We start from the raw sequence: 16,969 nt of genomic DNA on the forward strand, positions 1-16,969 counted from the left end.
GTTAAGGATGCCGAAGGCTTCTGGGATGAGATCGGCTCTTCCAGCCCGCGCGCCGGCAAGGTGGTCGAAGCCTTCAAGAAATACGCCGTAACGATGGAAAAGGCCGGCTATCCCTACCGCTGAGCGGTCGGTACGCCTCTCGCCACGACTTTCCGTGGCAAGACGAAAACTGGCGGCGCGGATCTTTCGCGCCGCCGCCTGATACGAATTTCCCGGCATCCAGGCCGGAAGACACCGCATGAAAGGGAGCGGGCATGCTCCACGCCAACGCGCCACCGAAACCGCAGGAAATTTTCGACGTCGCCATCATCGGCGCGGGCGTGGTGGGCTGCGCGACGGCACGCCGCTTTGCGCTTGCAGGCGCCCGCGTCGTCCTGATCGAGAAGGGGGCCGACATCCTGTCGGGCGCCTCAAAGGCCAACAGCGCCATTCTGCATACCGGCTTCGACGCGCCGCCGGACAGCCTCGAGCTGGAACTGGTCAAGGCCGGACGGCAGGAATATCTGGAGATCCGCGAAAGCCTGAGCCTCAGGATCGTCGAGACCGGTGCGCTGGTCTGCGCCTGGAACGCATTGGAGGCCGACAAGCTTGAAGCCATCGAGGAAACCGGTCGCGCCAACGGCATTTCCGAGCTGAAGCTTTTGACGGGAAGTGCTGCCCGCGCCACCATGCCCGGCCTTTCGGAAAACCTCGTCTCGGCCATCGAGGTGTCGGGCGAGCATGTGATCGATCCGTGGACCGCGCCGCTTGCCTATCTCACGCAGGCGGCCGCGCTGGGCGCAAAATTCCTCCGGAGTACCGAACTGCTGAAGGGCACGTTCGATGGCGAATGGACGCTTGAAACATCTTCAGGCGAGGTACGCGCCCGCGCCGTCGTCAACACCGCAGGTCTCTACGGCGATGTGGTGGACGAAAAGCTGGGCTTCGCGCCGGAATTCACCATTCATCCACGCAAGGGCCAGTTCGTCGTGCTGGACAAGGCCGCCTTCCGACATGTGCCGCGTATCGTGCTGCCGGTGCCGACCGAAATCACCAAGGGCATCGTCGTCTGCCCCACCGCCTTCGGCAATGTCATCATCGGCCCGACGGCGGAAGAGCAGGACGACCGGGTCCGCGCCACCGTCGAGGCCGACACGCTGAAGGCACTACTGGCCCGCGGCGCGGAAATCGTGCCGGCACTGGCAGGCATTCCCGTGACCGCGCTTTATGCAGGACTGAGACCCGCGACCGAGAAGAAAGCCTACCGGGTTGCCTGCCGTCCTGAAGCCCGGGCGATTACGCTCGGCGGTATCCGTTCCACCGGCCTTTCCGCCGCGCTCGGCCTCGCCCGCCATGCGGTCGAGCTTCACGCCACCTTCGGCGAACCGCTGATGCCGCCCGCATCACTGCCTTCCATCGTCATGCCGAACCTCACCGAAACCGAGGAGCGTGACTGGCAGCGACCGGATCACGGCGAAATCCTCTGCCATTGTGAACTGGTGACGCGGCGGGAAGTGGAGGCTACCTTCACAAGCCCCGTTCCGCCGGGAGATTTCGGGGGCTTGAGACGGCGCACCCGCGCCGGGATGGGCCGCTGCCAGGGCTTCTACTGCAATGCGCATCTTGCCGCCCTGACCGCCGGAAAGCTGGCGGCGCCGCTTGCCGTCGATGAAGGAGAGGCGAAATGAGCGCATTCGACGCGGATGTCATCATCGTCGGCGGCGGCCCTTCCGGCGTTGCCGCGGCACTGGAACTGAAAAAACGCGGCGTCGGCCAAGTCATGCTGCTCGATCGGGAAGACAGGCTCGGCGGCGCGACCCGCCATTGCAGCCATTCGCCCTTCGGCATGCGCGAGTTCGGCCGGGTCTATTTCGGCGCCGCCTACGGCAGACGTCTGCAAGGCGAGGCAGAGGCGGCCGGCGTCGATATCCGCCCGCAGCACTCCGCCGTTTCGCTCGGCGAGGATGCAAGCCTTACCGTCACCTCGCCGCTCGGGGTCGAAGTGCTGAAGGCGAGGCGGGTGATGCTGGCGACCGGCGCGCGCGAAATGCCGCGCTCCGCCCGGCTCGTCTCCGGCGACAGGCCCGCCACCGGCATCGTCACCACCGGCGCGCTGCAGGCCTATGTCACCTTTCACCATCTGATGCCGTTCAGGCGGCCGCTGATCGTAGGCTCGGAACTCGTCTCCTTCTCTGCCGTGCTGACCTGTCTGACCCATGGCGCGCGGCCGGTGGCGATGATCGAATCGGAAGGCCGGGCTCTGGCGCGCAAGCCTTTCACTCTGTTTCCCGCGCTCGCCGGCATTCCCTTTCACGCCGGCGCCGAGATCGTCGACATCAAGGGAAGCGGGCGCGTCGAGGCCGCGACCGTCCGGCTGACGGATGGCACCACCCGCTCCTTTTCCTGTGATGGCATTCTCTTCACCGGACGCTTCACGCCTGAAGCAGCGCTTCTCCTGCAATCCCCGCTGGGTGTTGCGTCGGGAAGCAGTGGCGCCGCCATCGACCAGACGGGGCGCATGGCGAACCCGCTCTATTTCGCCAGCGGCAATGTGCTGCGCGCCATAGAGACCGGCGGATGGGCCTTCCGGGAAGGGCGGGCGGTCGGTGCGGCACTCGCCTCCGACCTCGCCCACGATCCCGCCAAGGTCGAGCCCGTGCCCGTCACCTTCGATGCACCGCTGAAACTCGTGGTTCCGAGCCTCGTGAGACGGGGGGGAAATACTCCCGCCTTCCACGATTTCCAGCTTCGTTTCCTTCACTCTGCCAGCGGCCGGCTTTCGCTGGAACTCGACGGCCACGAGGTCTGGAGCAGAACAGGCCATTGGCTGCCGGAACGCCGCATTCTGGTTCCTGTTTCCACCGGCGCGACAGAGGCCGGGAGCGTCCATTTCCGTTTCAGAGAGCAAGGCTGATGCGTGTCGCTGCCATCGATCAGGGTACGACGTCCACCCGCTGCCTCGTTATCGAAGACGGTGGACGCTTCCATGTCGCGGCAAGCCGCCGGCATGGACAGCATCATCCGGCCTCGGGCTGGGTGGAACATGACCCGGAGGAACTGCTCGCCAATATTTCAGCCGTCCTTGCCGCCGCAGGCCCAGTCGATGCAATAGCCATCGCCAATCAGGGCGAGAGCTGTCTTGCCTGGGATGCCGAAACGGGTAAGGCTCTTTCTCCCGTAATCGTCTGGCAGGATGCGCGCACCGCCGATGCGCTTGCCGCCCTCGGCCCGGAAGCCGAGGCAAGGTCGAGGGCCGTCTCAGGCCTGCCGCTCGATCCCTATTTTTCCGCGAGCAAGCTCGCCTGGCTGTTGCAGAACATACCCGCCGTTGCCTCGGCTCATGCCGCAGGACGGCTGAGGCTCGGGACCACCGATGCCTTCTTTCTCGACAGGCTCGCCGGCAGCTTTCGCACGGATCTCGCCACCGCCTCGCGTACCGGCTTGCTCGACCTTTCCGCAGGAAGCTGGAGCGCGGAGATGTGCGCGTTGCATGGCGTGCCGATCGAGTGCCTGCCGGAAATCGCCGCCGTCGATGCGGGCTTCGGCGCGATCGCCGGCGTGCCCGTGCGTGTCTCGATCGTCGACCAGCAGGCGGCGCTTTACGGTCATGGCTGCCGCAAGCCCGGCGATTGCAAGGTCACCTTCGGCACCGGCGCCTTTCTGCTCGCCGTCACCGGCGAGTTGCTCCCCGGCACCGGTGGTCTGCTGCCTACCGTCGGCTGGCAGAAAAAAGGCGAAGCTCCCGTCTATGCTATCGAGGGCGGGGTCTATGACGCAGGATCGGCGCTGGAATGGGCGAAACGCATCGGCCTTTATGACGATGTGGTCGAACTCGACGGTTTCGAGGGACCCACAGCACTTTCCCGCGGCATCGTCTTCGTGCCGGCCCTTTCGGGACTTGCGGCCCCGTGGTGGGACCGTCAGGCCGCGCCGGTTTTTATCGGCATGGATCACGCGACGAACCGCCGTGATCTCGTCCGCGCCATTCTGGAAGGCATTGCCATGCTGACCGTCGGCCTGATCGGGGCGGCGGGTGACGCGGTTGCGGCAACGGCTCCGATCTCCATCGATGGCGGCCTGTCGCAGAGCGCATCCTTCGCGCAATTTCTTGCCTCTGCCAGCGGGCGCACCATCATCGTGCCGGCTATGCACGAGCTGACCGCGCTCGGCCTTGCCGAACTCGCCGGCATCAACGGCTCGACCACCCGCGTGGACGCCCGCCGCTTCCAGCCCGACGGCTCCGTGTCCGAAGCCGACCGGCAGCGTTTCGCCGAGGCCGTGCAGAGGGCAAGGCAGTGGCGAGGCACTGAATAGAGCTGGTTCGTGAAATTTGAACAGCGTGGATAAGTGGAATTTCTGCCTGACTTTGGCATAGATGCCGGAAGCACGAGAGACCATGACGAGACGGACCGCGCCGGAACCACGGTCCGGCTTTCAAGGCGAACGTGGCGCTTGCCGACCAGGGGGTGCGTGGAGAAGGGGGGCATCTCGAGAAACGCCAGAAATCAGTCCGTGCGCGAGCAGCGATGGAATCGGTCGGCTTCCGGGAAGTAAAGTGGCAGGTAGCGGGTCAGGATGCGATGCCATAGCTCGGTCTTTGCCCGCGTATGGCATCGTGGGTCCTGGGCAATTCCTGTATGTCGTTTGTGCCGGCGACCATCGGGTCCTGGAAGATCTGAACCGCGCCGATCTGCAGCAAAATAGCCTAGGCATCCTTCGGGGCGTTCTTGTCCCAACTGTTGTGAAGTGCCTCACGTGCTAGAGCAGCCGGGCGATGTATCGGTAGTGGACATCAAGGCGTGAACCGCCGCGCCGACCCTGTTTCGCCGGCGTCACCGACCTCCCGCGCACTGGCAGTCCAGGCGATGGTTGTCGAAATGCCAATCCCAAATCAGGGCGCCGTTGATCGCGCCTACCATCACATGACGCTGCCAGGACACGGCTACGGAGACCATCGCCAAACGCCCGGGTCATATTGCTTCCGACCAAATCGCCAGTCGGAGCGATGGAATCAGAATTCGTTCAGAAAAGGAATCCTCAGCCCGATTCCGATTTCAACGGACTCGCTCTAGGTCGACGTGGCTATTCGCGTGCCTGCCTGACCTTCGAGAATGGCCAACGCATCCTCGAGCCGGCCTATGCCTGTGAAGCCACCGTTCATGGCGAAGTCAATTCCGGCGCTGACTTTCGGGCCCATGGAGCCGGCCGGAGCATCCAGCGCCTTGGCTTCAGCGGGGGTCAGATGGGTGATCCGCGCTGCCTTTTCCGTGCCGAAGTCGTGATAGACCGCATCGACATCGGTCAGCAGCAAGAGCGCATCGGCATTCAACTGCCGGGCGAGCAGGGCGCTTGCCGCATCCTTGTCGATGACCGCCTCGATCCCGACAAGACTACCATCGTCGCGCTGCACGACCGGAATACCGCCGCCGCCGGTGCAGATAACGATCACCCCCTGATCCAGCAGCAGCTTCAGCACGCGCAGATCCGGAATCTCGACGGGCTTGGGAGAGGCGACGACGCGGCGCCATTTGGCGCCATCGGCGGCAATCGCCCAACCTGCGGCTCTGGCCCGTGTTTCCGCCTCTTCCTTTTCATAGACGGGGCCGACGAATTTCGTCGGCTTGCCGAAGGCCGGATCGCGGTGATCGACGATGACCTGCGTCAACAGCGTTGCCACCGACCGGTTGTGGTCGAGGGCATTCTCCAACTCCTGTTCGATCATGTAGCCGATCATGCCCTCGGTTTCGGCGCCGAGCACATCGAGCGGATAGGCCTCGTCCGGTTTGTAGGACGCGCCTTGCAAAGCCAGAAGCCCGACCTGCGGCCCGTTGCCGTGGGTAACCACCAGCCGGTGTCCGGCCCGGACGATGGCCGCCAAGGCCTCGGCCGCCCGTTTCACATTGGCGCGCTGCGCCTCCGCCGTCAGCGGTTCACCGCGTTTCAACAGGGCATTGCCACCCAGAGCGGCGACCACCAGCATGTCAGGCTCCCAGCGTGGCGACAAGCACCGCCTTGATCGTGTGCAGCCGGTTCTCGGCCTGATCGAAGACGATCGAGGCGGGGCTCTCGAACACTTCTTCGGTGACTTCCATGGCACTGATGCCGAATTGCGCCTCGATGTCGGCACCGACGGAGGTTTCGGTATTGTGGAAAGCCGGCAGGCAATGCATGAACCGCGTACGCGGATTGCCGGTCTTGGCCATCAGCGCCGCATTGACCTGATAGGGCATCAGCAGCTTGATCCGCTCGGCCCATTTCTCCTTCGGTTCGCCCATGGAGACCCAGACATCGGTATAGACGAAATCCACGCCTTTCACCGCGGCATCGATGTCCTCGGTAATCATGATCCGCGCGCCTGTTTCCGTGGCAATGGCCCGGGCCTCATCCTGGATTTCCGTTGATGGCCAACAAGCCTTGGGCGCGCAAAGCCGCACATCCATGCCCATCTTGACGCCGCCGATCAGCAGGCTGTCGCCCATGTTATTGGCTGCGTCACCAATGAAGACGTAGGACACCAGGTGCAGCGGCTTTTCGACATGCTCCTGCATGGTCAGGAAGTCCGCCAAGATCTGGGTTGGGTGGAATTCCTTGGTCAATCCATTATAGACCGGGACACCGGAATATTTGGCCAGTTCCTCGACGATCTCCTGACCAAATCCGCGATATTCGATCGCATCATAAATTCGCCCCAGAACCCGGGCGGTGTCCTTGACCGATTCCTTGTGGCCGATGTGGCTGCCGGTTGGCCCCAGATAGGTGACACGAGCGCCCTGGTCGTAGGCGGCGACCTCGAAACCGACGCGGGTCCGGGTCGAATCCTTCTCGAAAATCAGGGCGATATCCTTGCCCTGAAGCGTGGGGACTTCGGTGCCGGCATATTTCGCGGTCTTGAGGTCGCCCGCGAGCTTCACGAGGAAACTGATCTCTCGCGGAGTATAATCGCGCAGCGTTAGAAGGCTGCGGTTTTTCAGATTGAAAGCCATTGTCTCGATCCCTTGAAATCAGATTGCATCGCGGATGGTCGGGCAGCTCATGCAGTGTCCACCACCGCGGCCACGGCCAAGTTCTGCGCCGGGAATCGCGAGAACCTCAATGCCGACGGCTTTGAGGGCCGCATTGGTATCGTCGTTGCGGTCATAGCCGACCACTACGCCGGGACGCAAAGCCAGCACATTGTTGCCGTCGTTCCACTGTTCGCGGGCTCGCTCCTCTTCGGTATTGCCGCCGGTTGGCACGATTTGCAGTTTCTTATAGCCAAGTACTTCGGCAACGATCTCGAAGATCGGGCGCGGGTCATGGCGGAAAGATAGCGGTGCCTTACCGTCGCCAGGGCGAATATCGTAGCAGACCAACTCGTCGGCAACTTCCTTGAAGGTCGTCACCACATCGCCGCCGCACAGCGTGAACACCGTGTCGAGATGCATGGCGGCACGTGATTTCGGGATACGGAAGGCGAGAACGCGATCAACCACACCCTTGGCAAACAGGGCTTCCGCCAATTGTCCGACGCCTTGCGGTGACGACCGCTCGCCCATGCCGACCAGAACCGTGCGATTGCCGACCGGCATGATGTCGCCGCCCTCCAGCGTCGCCAGCCCATGTTCCTTCGTCGGGTCGCCCCAATGGATGTCAACCTTTCCGGCAAACTTGGGGTGAAACTTGTAGATCGCCGTGTTGAGCAGTGTTTCCGGACGGCGCGCAGGCCAGTACATCGGGTTCACCGTCACCCCGCCATAGATCCAGGCGGAGTTGTCACGGGTGAACAGTGCATTCGGCAGTGGCGGCAATATGAAGCCGTGATGACCGAGATAGCTGCCGAACAGGCCGGTCGGCGTGAACGGAAGATCGTCTTCCGCCAATCCGCCCAACAGGTATTCCGCGAGCTTTGTGCCTGGCAGTTCTTCCATCCAGGCACGCAATTCGTCCATCATGCCAACGCCGACCTGATCGGCGTTGACTCTATGATCAAGCACGAAGGCGCGGCCTTCTTTAGTGTCCAGCGTTTCCGCCAGAAGCACATTGACGTCGAGCACCTCGACGCCTTCGCCGCGCATGGTGGCGGAAAACACATCATGATCCTTCTGGGCCTGCTTGACCCAGAAAACGTCGTCAAACAGCAGTTCCTGGCAGTTGGCAGGCGTGAGGCGTCTGTGGGCAAGACCGGGGCGGCAGACAATGACCTGCCGCAGTTTTCCGGTTTCGGAGTGGACGCCAAGTTTCGCATTCGCGTTCATTTGATCGCTCCAATGTTTGAGGGCTCAAAGGGCGCTGATAGCACCGGTCCACATCAGGTACCCGGCAATAACCGCCGCGATTACGATGCCGACGCCGATCAGGGATTCAATGCCCGAGAAGGCTTTCTCGCCGCGTGCTGACCGGGCAAACCAGTAGACTGGAACGCCGACTGCATAGAGAATCGCGCACATCAGCAGGTAGTTGGGGCCAGCCGCATAGATGAGCCATGCGCCATAGACGGTCGCCAGTGCACCGGTGAACATGTCGCGGCCACGACGCTCACCTTCCCTGTAGCCTTCTCCGCTGAGGGCCAGCTTGAAGGCATAGGCGCCGGAGAGCACATAGGGAACCAGAATGGCGGTCGATGCGATGTAGAACAAAGCGAGATAGGTCGAGTTGGCATAAAGTGTGACGATCAGGAAAATCTGTACGAAGATATTGGTGATCCACAGCGAGCCGGCTGGCGACCCATTCTTGTTCTCGGTTGCAAACACAGCCGGCAACATGCCTTCTTTCGCTGCGCGATAAGGGATTTCGGCCGCAAACACGGTCCAGCTCAGAAATGCACCGGCAACCGAGATGACAAGCCCGATACGCACGACGACCGAGCCCCAAGGGCCGACGGCCTGCTCAAGCACATTGGCCATGGAGGCCGCAGCCGGCAGGGCAGCCAGTTCCGGCTGGCTCATGATGCCGAAGGAAAGAAGCGACACACACAGGTAGGCGGCGAGGGCAATGATAAAGCCGATGATCGTGGCACGGCCGATATCCGCGCGTTTTGCGGCGCGGCCCGAGACGACACTTGCGCCTTCAATACCGATAAAGACCCAAAGCGTTACCAGCATGGTGCTTTTGACCTGCGCCATGACGCTGCCCAGATCCGGCGTTTGCGCGCCCCAGAAGTCGAAGCTGAATTTCGGTAGATTGAACGCGACCGTCACCAGCAGGATGAAGAGCAGGATCGGCAGCAGCTTGGCGGTCGTGGTGACGACGTTAATGATCGCGGCCTCCCTGACGCCCATCAGGACAAGCGCATGGGTAGCCCAAAGAACAATTGATGCCCCGATGATCGCCTGGGTCGTATTTCCCTCGGCACCGAAGGCAGGATAGAAATAGCTGAGGGCACCGAAGATCAGCACGACATAAGAGACGTTGCCGATCCAGGCGCTGAGCCAATAGCCCCAGGCACTGTTGAAGCCGACGAAATCGCCAAAGCCAGCGCGAGCATAAGCATACGGACCGGCATCGAGTTTCGGCTTGCGAGTCGAAAGGCCTTGATAGACGAAGGCCAGCGCCAGCATGCCAATGCCGGTGATCAGCCAGCCGATGAGGACGGCCCCCGGAGATGCGCCCTTGGCCATATTCTGCGGCAGGCTGAAAACGCCGCCGCCGATCATCGAACCAACGACCAGAGCGACAAGTGGCACCACACCTAGCTTGCTGGATAGTTTTGCCTCGGATGCGGGTTTCGCATCAATATCCGTAGCACTCATGTTTTCACTCCCTGGGTTGAAAATAAATTTTACAGCACCCGTCCGGGCAACCCGTTTTGCGTGCCTCTTCTAGAGTCATGTTACCTTTACGCGTACAATGCTACTCGACGTGTCGCCGGGATGTTTTGACACATGTCAAACTCGCCAAAAAGTCCTTGGGTGAAACGTAGGCTCTCACCAGATGCCGATTTCCAGAGATACAGCCCGGCGGTCTGGAGCGGCGAGAAGAAGTCTTCGCCATCAACCTGCTGGTCATGACCAGGCCGCGCCTCTATGTTCGGGACGATCATCTGGCGGCGTGGAAATGGGACACTGCGGCGGTTCCGTCTATTGGCCCAATCCCGACTATGCCAAGCGGGCGCAATACATCGCCCAGTCGATCGACGAAAAGCGATCCTGAAAACAAAGGGCGGTACTTATCTTCTACCGGGGGAATTCGGCTTTCCAGGGTGGGATCCATCATGACCACGGCCAGAGAGCCTGAGTGGAATATCCAGACCAGACCGCCTTGCCCCGCTTTACTTCGCCCGCTGAAGCATGCCGAACAGGTCGCGCGGATCGTCGGGGTCCGCGATGATGTCCAGTTCCTGATAGAGCCCGGTCGCGTCGAGCTTGCTGCGGACATATCGAAGCGCGGAAAAGTCCTCAATGGCGAAGCCAACGCTGTCGAACAGGGTGATCTGGCTGTTGTCGCGGCGGCCTTCGGCCTGCCCGGTCAGGACCTGCCAGAACTCCGTTACGGGGTAGTCGGGATCCATCTGCTGGATCTCGCCTTCGATACGGGTCTGCGGCGGATATTCGACGAAGGTGTCGGCGCGCTTGAGAATATCCCGGTGCAGTTCGGTCTTACCTGGGCAGTCGCCGCCGATGGCGTTGATATGGACGCCGGCGCCGATCATGTTGTCGGTCAGGATCGTGGCAAGCTGCTTGTCTGCGGTGCAGGTGGTGATGATCTGGGCGCCTTCGGTCGCGGCTTGGGACGAGGTGCAACTGGTGACCGTCAGTCCTTTTCCGGCAAGGTTCCGCGCGGCTTTGGCGGTCGCCAGCGGATCGATGTCAAAGAGCCGGACATGGTCGATGCCGCAGACGGCCTTCATGGCGAGCGCCTGGAACTCGGCTTGGGCGCCGTTGCCGATCATCGCCATGGTTCGGGCGCCCTTCGGCGCCAGCCTGCGGGCAACCATGGCCGAAGTGGCGGCGGTTCGAAGCGCCGTCAAAAGCGTCATTTCCGTCAGCAGCACTGGATAACCGGTCGAGACTTCCGCCAGAAGGCCGAGGGCGGTGACGGTCTGCAAACCTTGCGCCATGTTCTTTGGATGGCCGTTCACATATTTGAAGCTGTAGATTTCGCCGTCCGAAGTCGGCATCAGTTCGATCACCCCTTCGCGTGAATGGGAGGCGACCCGCGGTGTCTTGTCGAACCGCTCCCAGCGGAGGAAGTCGGCCTCGATGAAGTCGGCCAGTTCCGCCAACATGGTTTCGATGCCGATGTGATGAACTAGGCGCATCATGTTTTCGACGCTGACGAAAGGGACGAGCGCTTTTTCTGACGGCAAGCTTGATGACATCGTGAACTTCTCCTGCGCGAACTGCATTCCAAGAGGCTATCGATCGATGTTGTTGGCCGAAAGCGCAATTATGTGCTATTTTTGCTATGGTATTGATCAATTTGGTCAAGTGTAATGTGCACATTTTATATCGGCACGATCGGCAGTGATCGTTGTAGAATACGCAACAGACGAACGGGGCCGACGGATGGGTATCAATGGTTCGGCTTCACCGTTCGGATCAGGCTGCGGTTGGTGGTATTATCTCCTTCCAAATCCTGTATGAAACGGCCTGCTGTCGCCCGTCGCGTTCGAGCGACAGCAGAAACCGTAAGCCGAAGGCCTTTATGAATACCGCGGCCGTTGTCAGGCGTTTGCCGTCTTCTCCTTCATATAAGCCCGCCAGCCGCCGAGTTCGGTGATCTCGCGGGCGCCGGTAATCGCGTGGCCCTCGCAGAGAAAGCCCGAGACCTGGCTGCCATCGTCAAGCGTGACCTTGCCGATGCCAAGGGGGGCCGGAATGTTCTGCACGAAGCGCCCGAATGCTGCCGGTGTCACCTTCCAGACTTCAACTTCAAGGCCCTTGCCGGCGAAACCTGGTTCGCGGATGAGGCCCGGCTTGGGCGGCGTGGTGTCGGGCAGGACGTAGAGGCGGTAATCCGGCGCGGTTCGGCAGGTCTTGACGAGCTTGCCGCCCGGCCCGGTGAGTTCATGATTGAGCGGCATGCCGGTCAAGTGCGCGCCGACAACCACGATCGGCACAAAACCGTCGTCCAAGGCCTGCACACGGCTTGCTCCAGGAATGGCCGCCGTCTTGTCCTTGCCCATGCCTGCGGCGAGCGTGCGGTGCATGGCATCGGCGAAGGGAGCAAGCGCATCGTCGGAAAAGGCGGGACCGAACAGCGTGATGCCGGCGGGCAGATGCCCCTTGCCGTCGAAGCCGGCGGGTACGGCGATCGCCGCATAGCCGAACAGATTGGCGAAATTGGTATAGCGGCCGAAGTGACCGTTCCTGGCGATGGGATCGGCCAGCATCTCTTCTACGGTATAGGTGGTCGGCGAGGTCGGCAGCATCAGCACGTCGACCGTTTCCCAGGTGGCCAATGTGATCTGCCGCAGGGCTTCCAGCTTGTAGCGACCTTCAAAGGCGTCGACGGCGTTGTAGGTGCGGGCGCCTTCGATAATGGTCCTGACTGTCGGATCGAAGTCCTCCGCATTGGTGGCGATAAAATCCTTCACCGCCGCCAGCCGCTCGGCCACCCAGGGGCCGTTATAGAGCAGTTCGGCGGCCTGGCGGAATGGCGCGTAGTCGAACGGCACGATGGTCGCGCCGAGCGACTTCGCCCGCTCGATCGCGGCATCGTAGAGGACTTCCACGTCCTTGTTGCCATGGAATTCGCGCTCTGCGTCGTCCAGCACGCCGATCCTGAGCCCGGAGGCTGGGAGGGCGACCGGTTCTGCCTTGCGCGAAAAGGGGTCGGCCGCGTCATATCCGTCCATTACCTTGCGGATCGACAATCCGTCACCAACAGTTGCGGCAAAAACCGTGACCACATCGACGCTACGGCAGGCCGGCACGACGCCGGTATTCGGCACCAGCCCCGGCGTCGGCTTGATGCCGACCAGATTGTTGAAGGCCGCAGGCACCCGGCCCGAGCCGGCCGTATCGGTGCCAAGCGCGAAGCTTGCCAGACCGGAGGCAACGGCCACGGCCGAGCCGGAACTCGAGCCGCCGGAGACATAAGCCGGATCGAAGACCGAGCGCGACGCGCCATAGGGAGAGCGGGTGCCGTTGAGGCCGGTGGCGAACTGATCGAGGTTGGTCTTGCCGATGACGATGGCGCCTGCCGCCTTCAGCCGGGCAATGACCGTTGCGTCCTCCTTCGGTTCATAGGCATAGGCCGGACAGCCGGCGGTGGTCGGTAACCCGGCGACATCGATATTGTCTTTCGCCGCGAAGGGCACACCCCAGAGCGGCAGGCTGTTGGGCTCGGATGCGCGCTGCATCAGGGCGATCGCGGCGGCGCGCAGGTCGTCGTCCGGGGTGGGTGTGATGAAAATCGCCGGATCGCTGGACGCCTTGCGCCGGGCGATGATCTCCTCGACGAGTGCGAGCGGTGTCAATCCGTCGGCATAGGCCACCTTCAGCGAGGCGAGATCGAGCATGAGGGGAAGCATCATAGGTCCTCCAGTATGGCGATGACATCGCCTGCTTTGACTGTGCGCCCAGGGCCTGCGCGCAAATCTCGCACACGCCCGGCGGCATGGGTGGTCACGGTGATTTCCATTTTCATGGATTCGATGATGGCGAGTGTTTCGCCTGCGGCAAGCGTCTGGCCGGGTTCGACCAGCAGTTTCCAGATATTGCCGGGAACAGCGCTTTCGATGCCGAAGCAGCCGGCCGGAACATCCCCAGCAAGATCGGCGACACCGGCATCCGTTCCGACGAAGCTGTCCAGTCCCTCGTCCTTCCAGCGTTGCCGCTCCGCCTCGAAGGCGGATTGCTGATTGGCCTTGAAGGCGCCGATCAGAGCCGCATTGGCGGTGATCTCTGCTTCATAGTCGGCGTAGGAGAATTCTGTTTCCTCGATGGTGACCGGATAGCCGCCATGCGGGAAAGCGGCGCGGGCCTCGGTAAGCTCGTCATGGCTGACGGGGAAGAAGCGCACCTGGTCGAAGAAATTGAGCAGCCACGGCTTTCCTTCGGCAAACGCATCGGTCTTGCGCCAGGTGTTCCACACCTGGATCGTTCGACCGAACAGCTGATAGCCGCCGGGGCCTTCCATTCCGTAGATGCACATATAGGCGCCGCCGATACCGACGGCGTTTTCCGGTGTCCAGGTGCGGGCCGGGTTGTACTTGGTGGTCACCAGCCGGTGGCGCGGGTCGAGCGGGGTTGCGACCGGTGCTCCCAGATAGACGTCGCCCAGCCCCATCACCAGATAGGACGCGTTGAAGATTGTGTCCTTCACCGCCTGCTCGTCCGGCAATCCGTTGATTCGGCGAATGAACTCAATATTGGACGGGCACCAGGGGGCATTAGGCCGCACCAGTTCCTGATACTTGCGCATCGCCAGTTCCGCCTCCGGGTCATTCCAGGAGAGCGGTAGATGGACGGTGCGGCTCGGCACCTTAACGGCCTGGGCCGGCGGCAAGCTGCGCTCTATCTCCGCCAGAAGACCGAGAAGCCGCATGCGGGTGAGGGCCGCACCGTCATAGTGGATCTGTAAGGAGCGTATACCGGGGGTGAGGTCGATCAGTCCTGGAACGCGGGCTTCCTGCACTGCCTGCATCAGCAGATGGACACGCAGGCGCAGCCCGATGTCGAGCGCCATCGGCCCATATTCGACGAGCAGGTTATCATCGCCCTGGCGGCGATAGACCACCGGCACCGGCCCCGTATCGCTGCTGCCGATGATCGCCGATCCGGCGATCTCCGCGATATGTTTCACCACTGGTCCGGCGACGGGGTCGCCGGCGCGCTTGAGCGGATGGAAGCGGATCGTGTCTCCCGGCTTGAACTGGCCCATCTTCCACTGCTCGTCACGGGCGATCACGGCCGGGCAGACGAAGCCGCCGAGGCTTGGGCCATCGGGACCGAGAATGATCGGCATGTCGCCGGTAAAGTCGATCGCGCCGATGGCATAGGCGTTGTCGTGCAGGTTGGAGGGATGAAGGCCCGCCTCGCCGCCGTCGGTTCGGGCCCATTTCGGCGCCGGGCCGATCAGCCGCACGCCGGTTCGGGCGCTGTTGAAATGCACCTCATAGCGCGTGGAGAACAGCGTCTCGATGTCGTCCTCAAGGAAGAAGTCGGGGGCGCCGTGTGGGCCGTAGACGACGCCGACCTCCCAGATCCGGGTGAGCGGCGCCGGTTCCGTTGCCGGCTTGGCGACCGGTTGGGCCGTGCGGGCAAGACGGAGCACGTGGCCGGCGCGTAGCGTGCCGGTGGCATTGCCGCCGAACTGGCCAAGGCCGAATGTGGCACGCGAACCGAGCACCACGGGCGCGGCAAGGCCGCCGGCGACGGCGAGGTAGGCGCGTTGTCCCGGCCCGGAAATGGCACCGATCGTCAGCGTCTGGCCGGCGCTGATCGCTATTGCCGTGTCGTGGGGCACCGGCTCGTCGTCAAGCCGCATCGGCATGACGGCGCCAGCCAGCGCCACGCGGCTGTCGGCGAAGAATTTCAGCACCGGGCCGGACACGGTCAGTTCCAGCGCCGCCGTTTCGTCGGCATTGCCGACCAGCCGGTTGGCGTGGCGGAAGGAACGCTCGTCCATCGGCCCGCTCGGCGGCACCCCGACATGCCAGAGCCCGATGCGACCGGGCAGTTCCTGCAAACTGGACTGGGCGCCGGGCGCGATCACCTCGATGACGTCTGGAATGAAGGAAAATTCGCGCAGAGCGGTCGTCGCTACGCCGCCGCTGGCCAGAAGCTCGGACGCGGCAATCGCTTTCAGATATTCTAGATTGGTCTCGATGCCGGAAAGCGATGTGGCCGAGAGGGCCGATTGCAGCGCCGCGATCGCTGCCGGCCGATCCTTGCCCGTCACGATCACCTTGGCCAGCATGGGATCATAATAGGGCGTGACTTCGGTGCCGGTTTCGATCCAGCCGTCGATCCTTGCACCGGCGGGAAAAACGACTTCCGTCAGCAGGCCGGCGCTCGGGCGGAAATCGGCATGTGGCATTTCCGCATAGACGCGCGCCTCGATCGCCGCGCCCTTCGGCTTGAGATCGGCGGCTCTCGTAAGCACATCCTCGCCGGCCGCCTGGCGTATCATCCATTCGACGAGATCGATGCCGAAGACAGCTTCCGTCACGGGGTGCTCTACCTGGAGCCGGGTATTGACCTCAAGGAAATAGAATTCCTCGCGAGCCGGATCGTAGATGAACTCGACGGTGCCGGCGGAGGCATAGCCGACCGATTGCCCGAGCGAGACGGCGGCCGCATGCAGGCGGGCGCGGACCGCATCAGACAGGCCGGGAGCCGGGGTTTCCTCGATGACTTTCTGGTTGCGCCGTTGCAGTGAGCAGTCCCGCTCGCCAAGCGCGATCACGCGACCCTCGCCATCGCCGAAGATCTGCACCTCGACATGGCGGGCCTTGGCGACGAAACGTTCGAGATAGACGCGGGCGTCGCCGAAGCTCGCGCGCGCCGTCCGTTGCACGCTTTCGAAGGCGGCCTTCAGGCTTTCTGCATCCTGGCAAAGCTGCATGCCGATGCCACCGCCGCCAGCAGTGCTCTTCAGCATCACCGGATAGCCGATGATCTGCGCTGCCGTGAGCGCTTCGTCGGCATTCCCCAACAGATCGCTGCCGGGCAAGAGCGGTACGCCGCTTGCTTTGGCGAGTTCGCGGGCACGATGCTTTAACCCGAAGGCCGACAGGTGTTCCGGGCGCGGGCCGATGAAGGTGATGCCTTCGGCGGCCAGTTGTTCGGCAAAAGCAATGTTTTCCGACAGGAAGCCGTAACCCGGATGGACCGCCTCGGCGCCGGTCTCCTTGCAGGCGGCGATGACGGCCTCGACATTCAGATAGCTTTCGGCCGCCGGCGCCGGGCCGACGCGCACGGCTTCATCGGCCATCAGGACGGCCTTCGAGAAGCGGTCGGCATCAGAATAGACGGCGACCGAGGCGATCCCCATCCGGTTCAACGTCTTTATGACCCGGACGGCGATCTCGCCCCGGTTTGCGATGAGAACTTTCTTGAACATG

Annotated in this window: 10 protein-coding genes and 2 pseudogenes; 3 read left to right on the top strand and 9 right to left on the bottom strand. The window is 62.6% G+C overall.

All coding sequences use genetic code 11. The features are described from left to right. Window positions 1–254: 254 nt before the first annotated feature. The 3 genes from RNA01_RS17740 to RNA01_RS17750 are packed head-to-tail and all read left to right on the top strand — an operon-like array spanning window position 255 to window position 4,293. On the top strand, window positions 255–1,667 hold the full coding sequence (locus RNA01_RS17740; protein ID WP_147181551.1) for an NAD(P)/FAD-dependent oxidoreductase: 1,413 nt from the start codon (window positions 255–257) through the stop codon (window positions 1,665–1,667). Then, window positions 1,664–2,893 (top strand): NAD(P)/FAD-dependent oxidoreductase, encoded by a 1,230-nt coding sequence (locus RNA01_RS17745; protein WP_147181552.1) that lies wholly within the window; start codon window positions 1,664–1,666, stop codon window positions 2,891–2,893. The genes RNA01_RS17740 and RNA01_RS17745 overlap by 4 nt, the downstream gene beginning before the upstream one ends. After that, entirely contained in the window at window positions 2,893–4,293 is a 1,401-nt protein-coding gene (locus RNA01_RS17750) for an FGGY family carbohydrate kinase (RefSeq protein WP_147181553.1), read from the top strand. Before RNA01_RS17745 ends, RNA01_RS17750 begins: the two co-directional genes overlap by 1 nt. 194 nt (window positions 4,294–4,487) lie before the next feature. Here the strand turns inward: RNA01_RS17750 and RNA01_RS17760 are convergent. The 9 genes and pseudogenes from RNA01_RS17760 to uca form a co-directional block, all read right to left on the bottom strand. Then, window positions 4,488–4,744, bottom strand: a pseudogene (locus RNA01_RS17760) (IS110 family transposase); the annotation flags it as partial. Beyond that, a pseudogene (locus RNA01_RS24130) lies at window positions 4,741–4,953 on the bottom strand (IS630 family transposase); the annotation flags it as partial. The pseudogenes RNA01_RS24130 and RNA01_RS17760, both read right to left, overlap by 4 nt. Window positions 4,954–5,047: 94 nt before the next feature. Then, entirely contained in the window at window positions 5,048–5,959 is a 912-nt protein-coding gene (gene arcC, locus RNA01_RS17765) for a carbamate kinase (RefSeq protein WP_147181554.1), read from the bottom strand. Window position 5,960: 1 nt separating this feature from the next. Continuing rightward, window positions 5,961–6,962: an ornithine carbamoyltransferase gene (locus RNA01_RS17770; protein WP_147181555.1), complete on the bottom strand. Its 1,002-nt coding sequence runs from the start codon at window positions 6,960–6,962 to the stop codon at window positions 5,961–5,963. Window positions 6,963–6,980: 18 nt separating this feature from the next. Further along, on the bottom strand, window positions 6,981–8,213 hold the full coding sequence (locus tag RNA01_RS17775; RefSeq protein WP_147181556.1) for an arginine deiminase: 1,233 nt from the start codon (window positions 8,211–8,213) through the stop codon (window positions 6,981–6,983). A gap of 24 nt (window positions 8,214–8,237) precedes the next feature. Next, window positions 8,238–9,707 (bottom strand): arginine-ornithine antiporter, encoded by a 1,470-nt coding sequence (gene arcD, locus RNA01_RS17780; RefSeq protein ID WP_147181557.1) that lies wholly within the window; start codon window positions 9,705–9,707, stop codon window positions 8,238–8,240. Between the two features lie 518 nt (window positions 9,708–10,225). Further along, the gene (gene ocd / locus RNA01_RS17785) at window positions 10,226–11,275 is read right to left on the bottom strand and encodes an ornithine cyclodeaminase (RefSeq protein WP_147181558.1); all 1,050 of its coding nucleotides are present in this window, start codon (window positions 11,273–11,275) and stop codon (window positions 10,226–10,228) included. A gap of 345 nt (window positions 11,276–11,620) precedes the next feature. After that, window positions 11,621–13,432 (bottom strand): allophanate hydrolase, encoded by a 1,812-nt coding sequence (gene atzF / locus RNA01_RS17790; RefSeq protein ID WP_147181612.1) that lies wholly within the window; start codon window positions 13,430–13,432, stop codon window positions 11,621–11,623. Then, window positions 13,432–16,968 carry an urea carboxylase gene (uca, locus tag RNA01_RS17795; protein ID WP_147181559.1) on the bottom strand — a complete coding sequence of 1,179 codons (3,537 nt, stop codon included), beginning with the start codon at window positions 16,966–16,968 and terminating at the stop codon, window positions 13,432–13,434. The genes atzF and uca overlap by 1 nt, the downstream gene beginning before the upstream one ends. Window position 16,969: the final 1 nt, after the last annotated feature.

The organism is Paenirhizobium naphthalenivorans (genome assembly GCF_007992095.1).
GTDB classification, from domain to species: Bacteria; Pseudomonadota; Alphaproteobacteria; order Rhizobiales; family Rhizobiaceae; genus Allorhizobium; species Allorhizobium naphthalenivorans.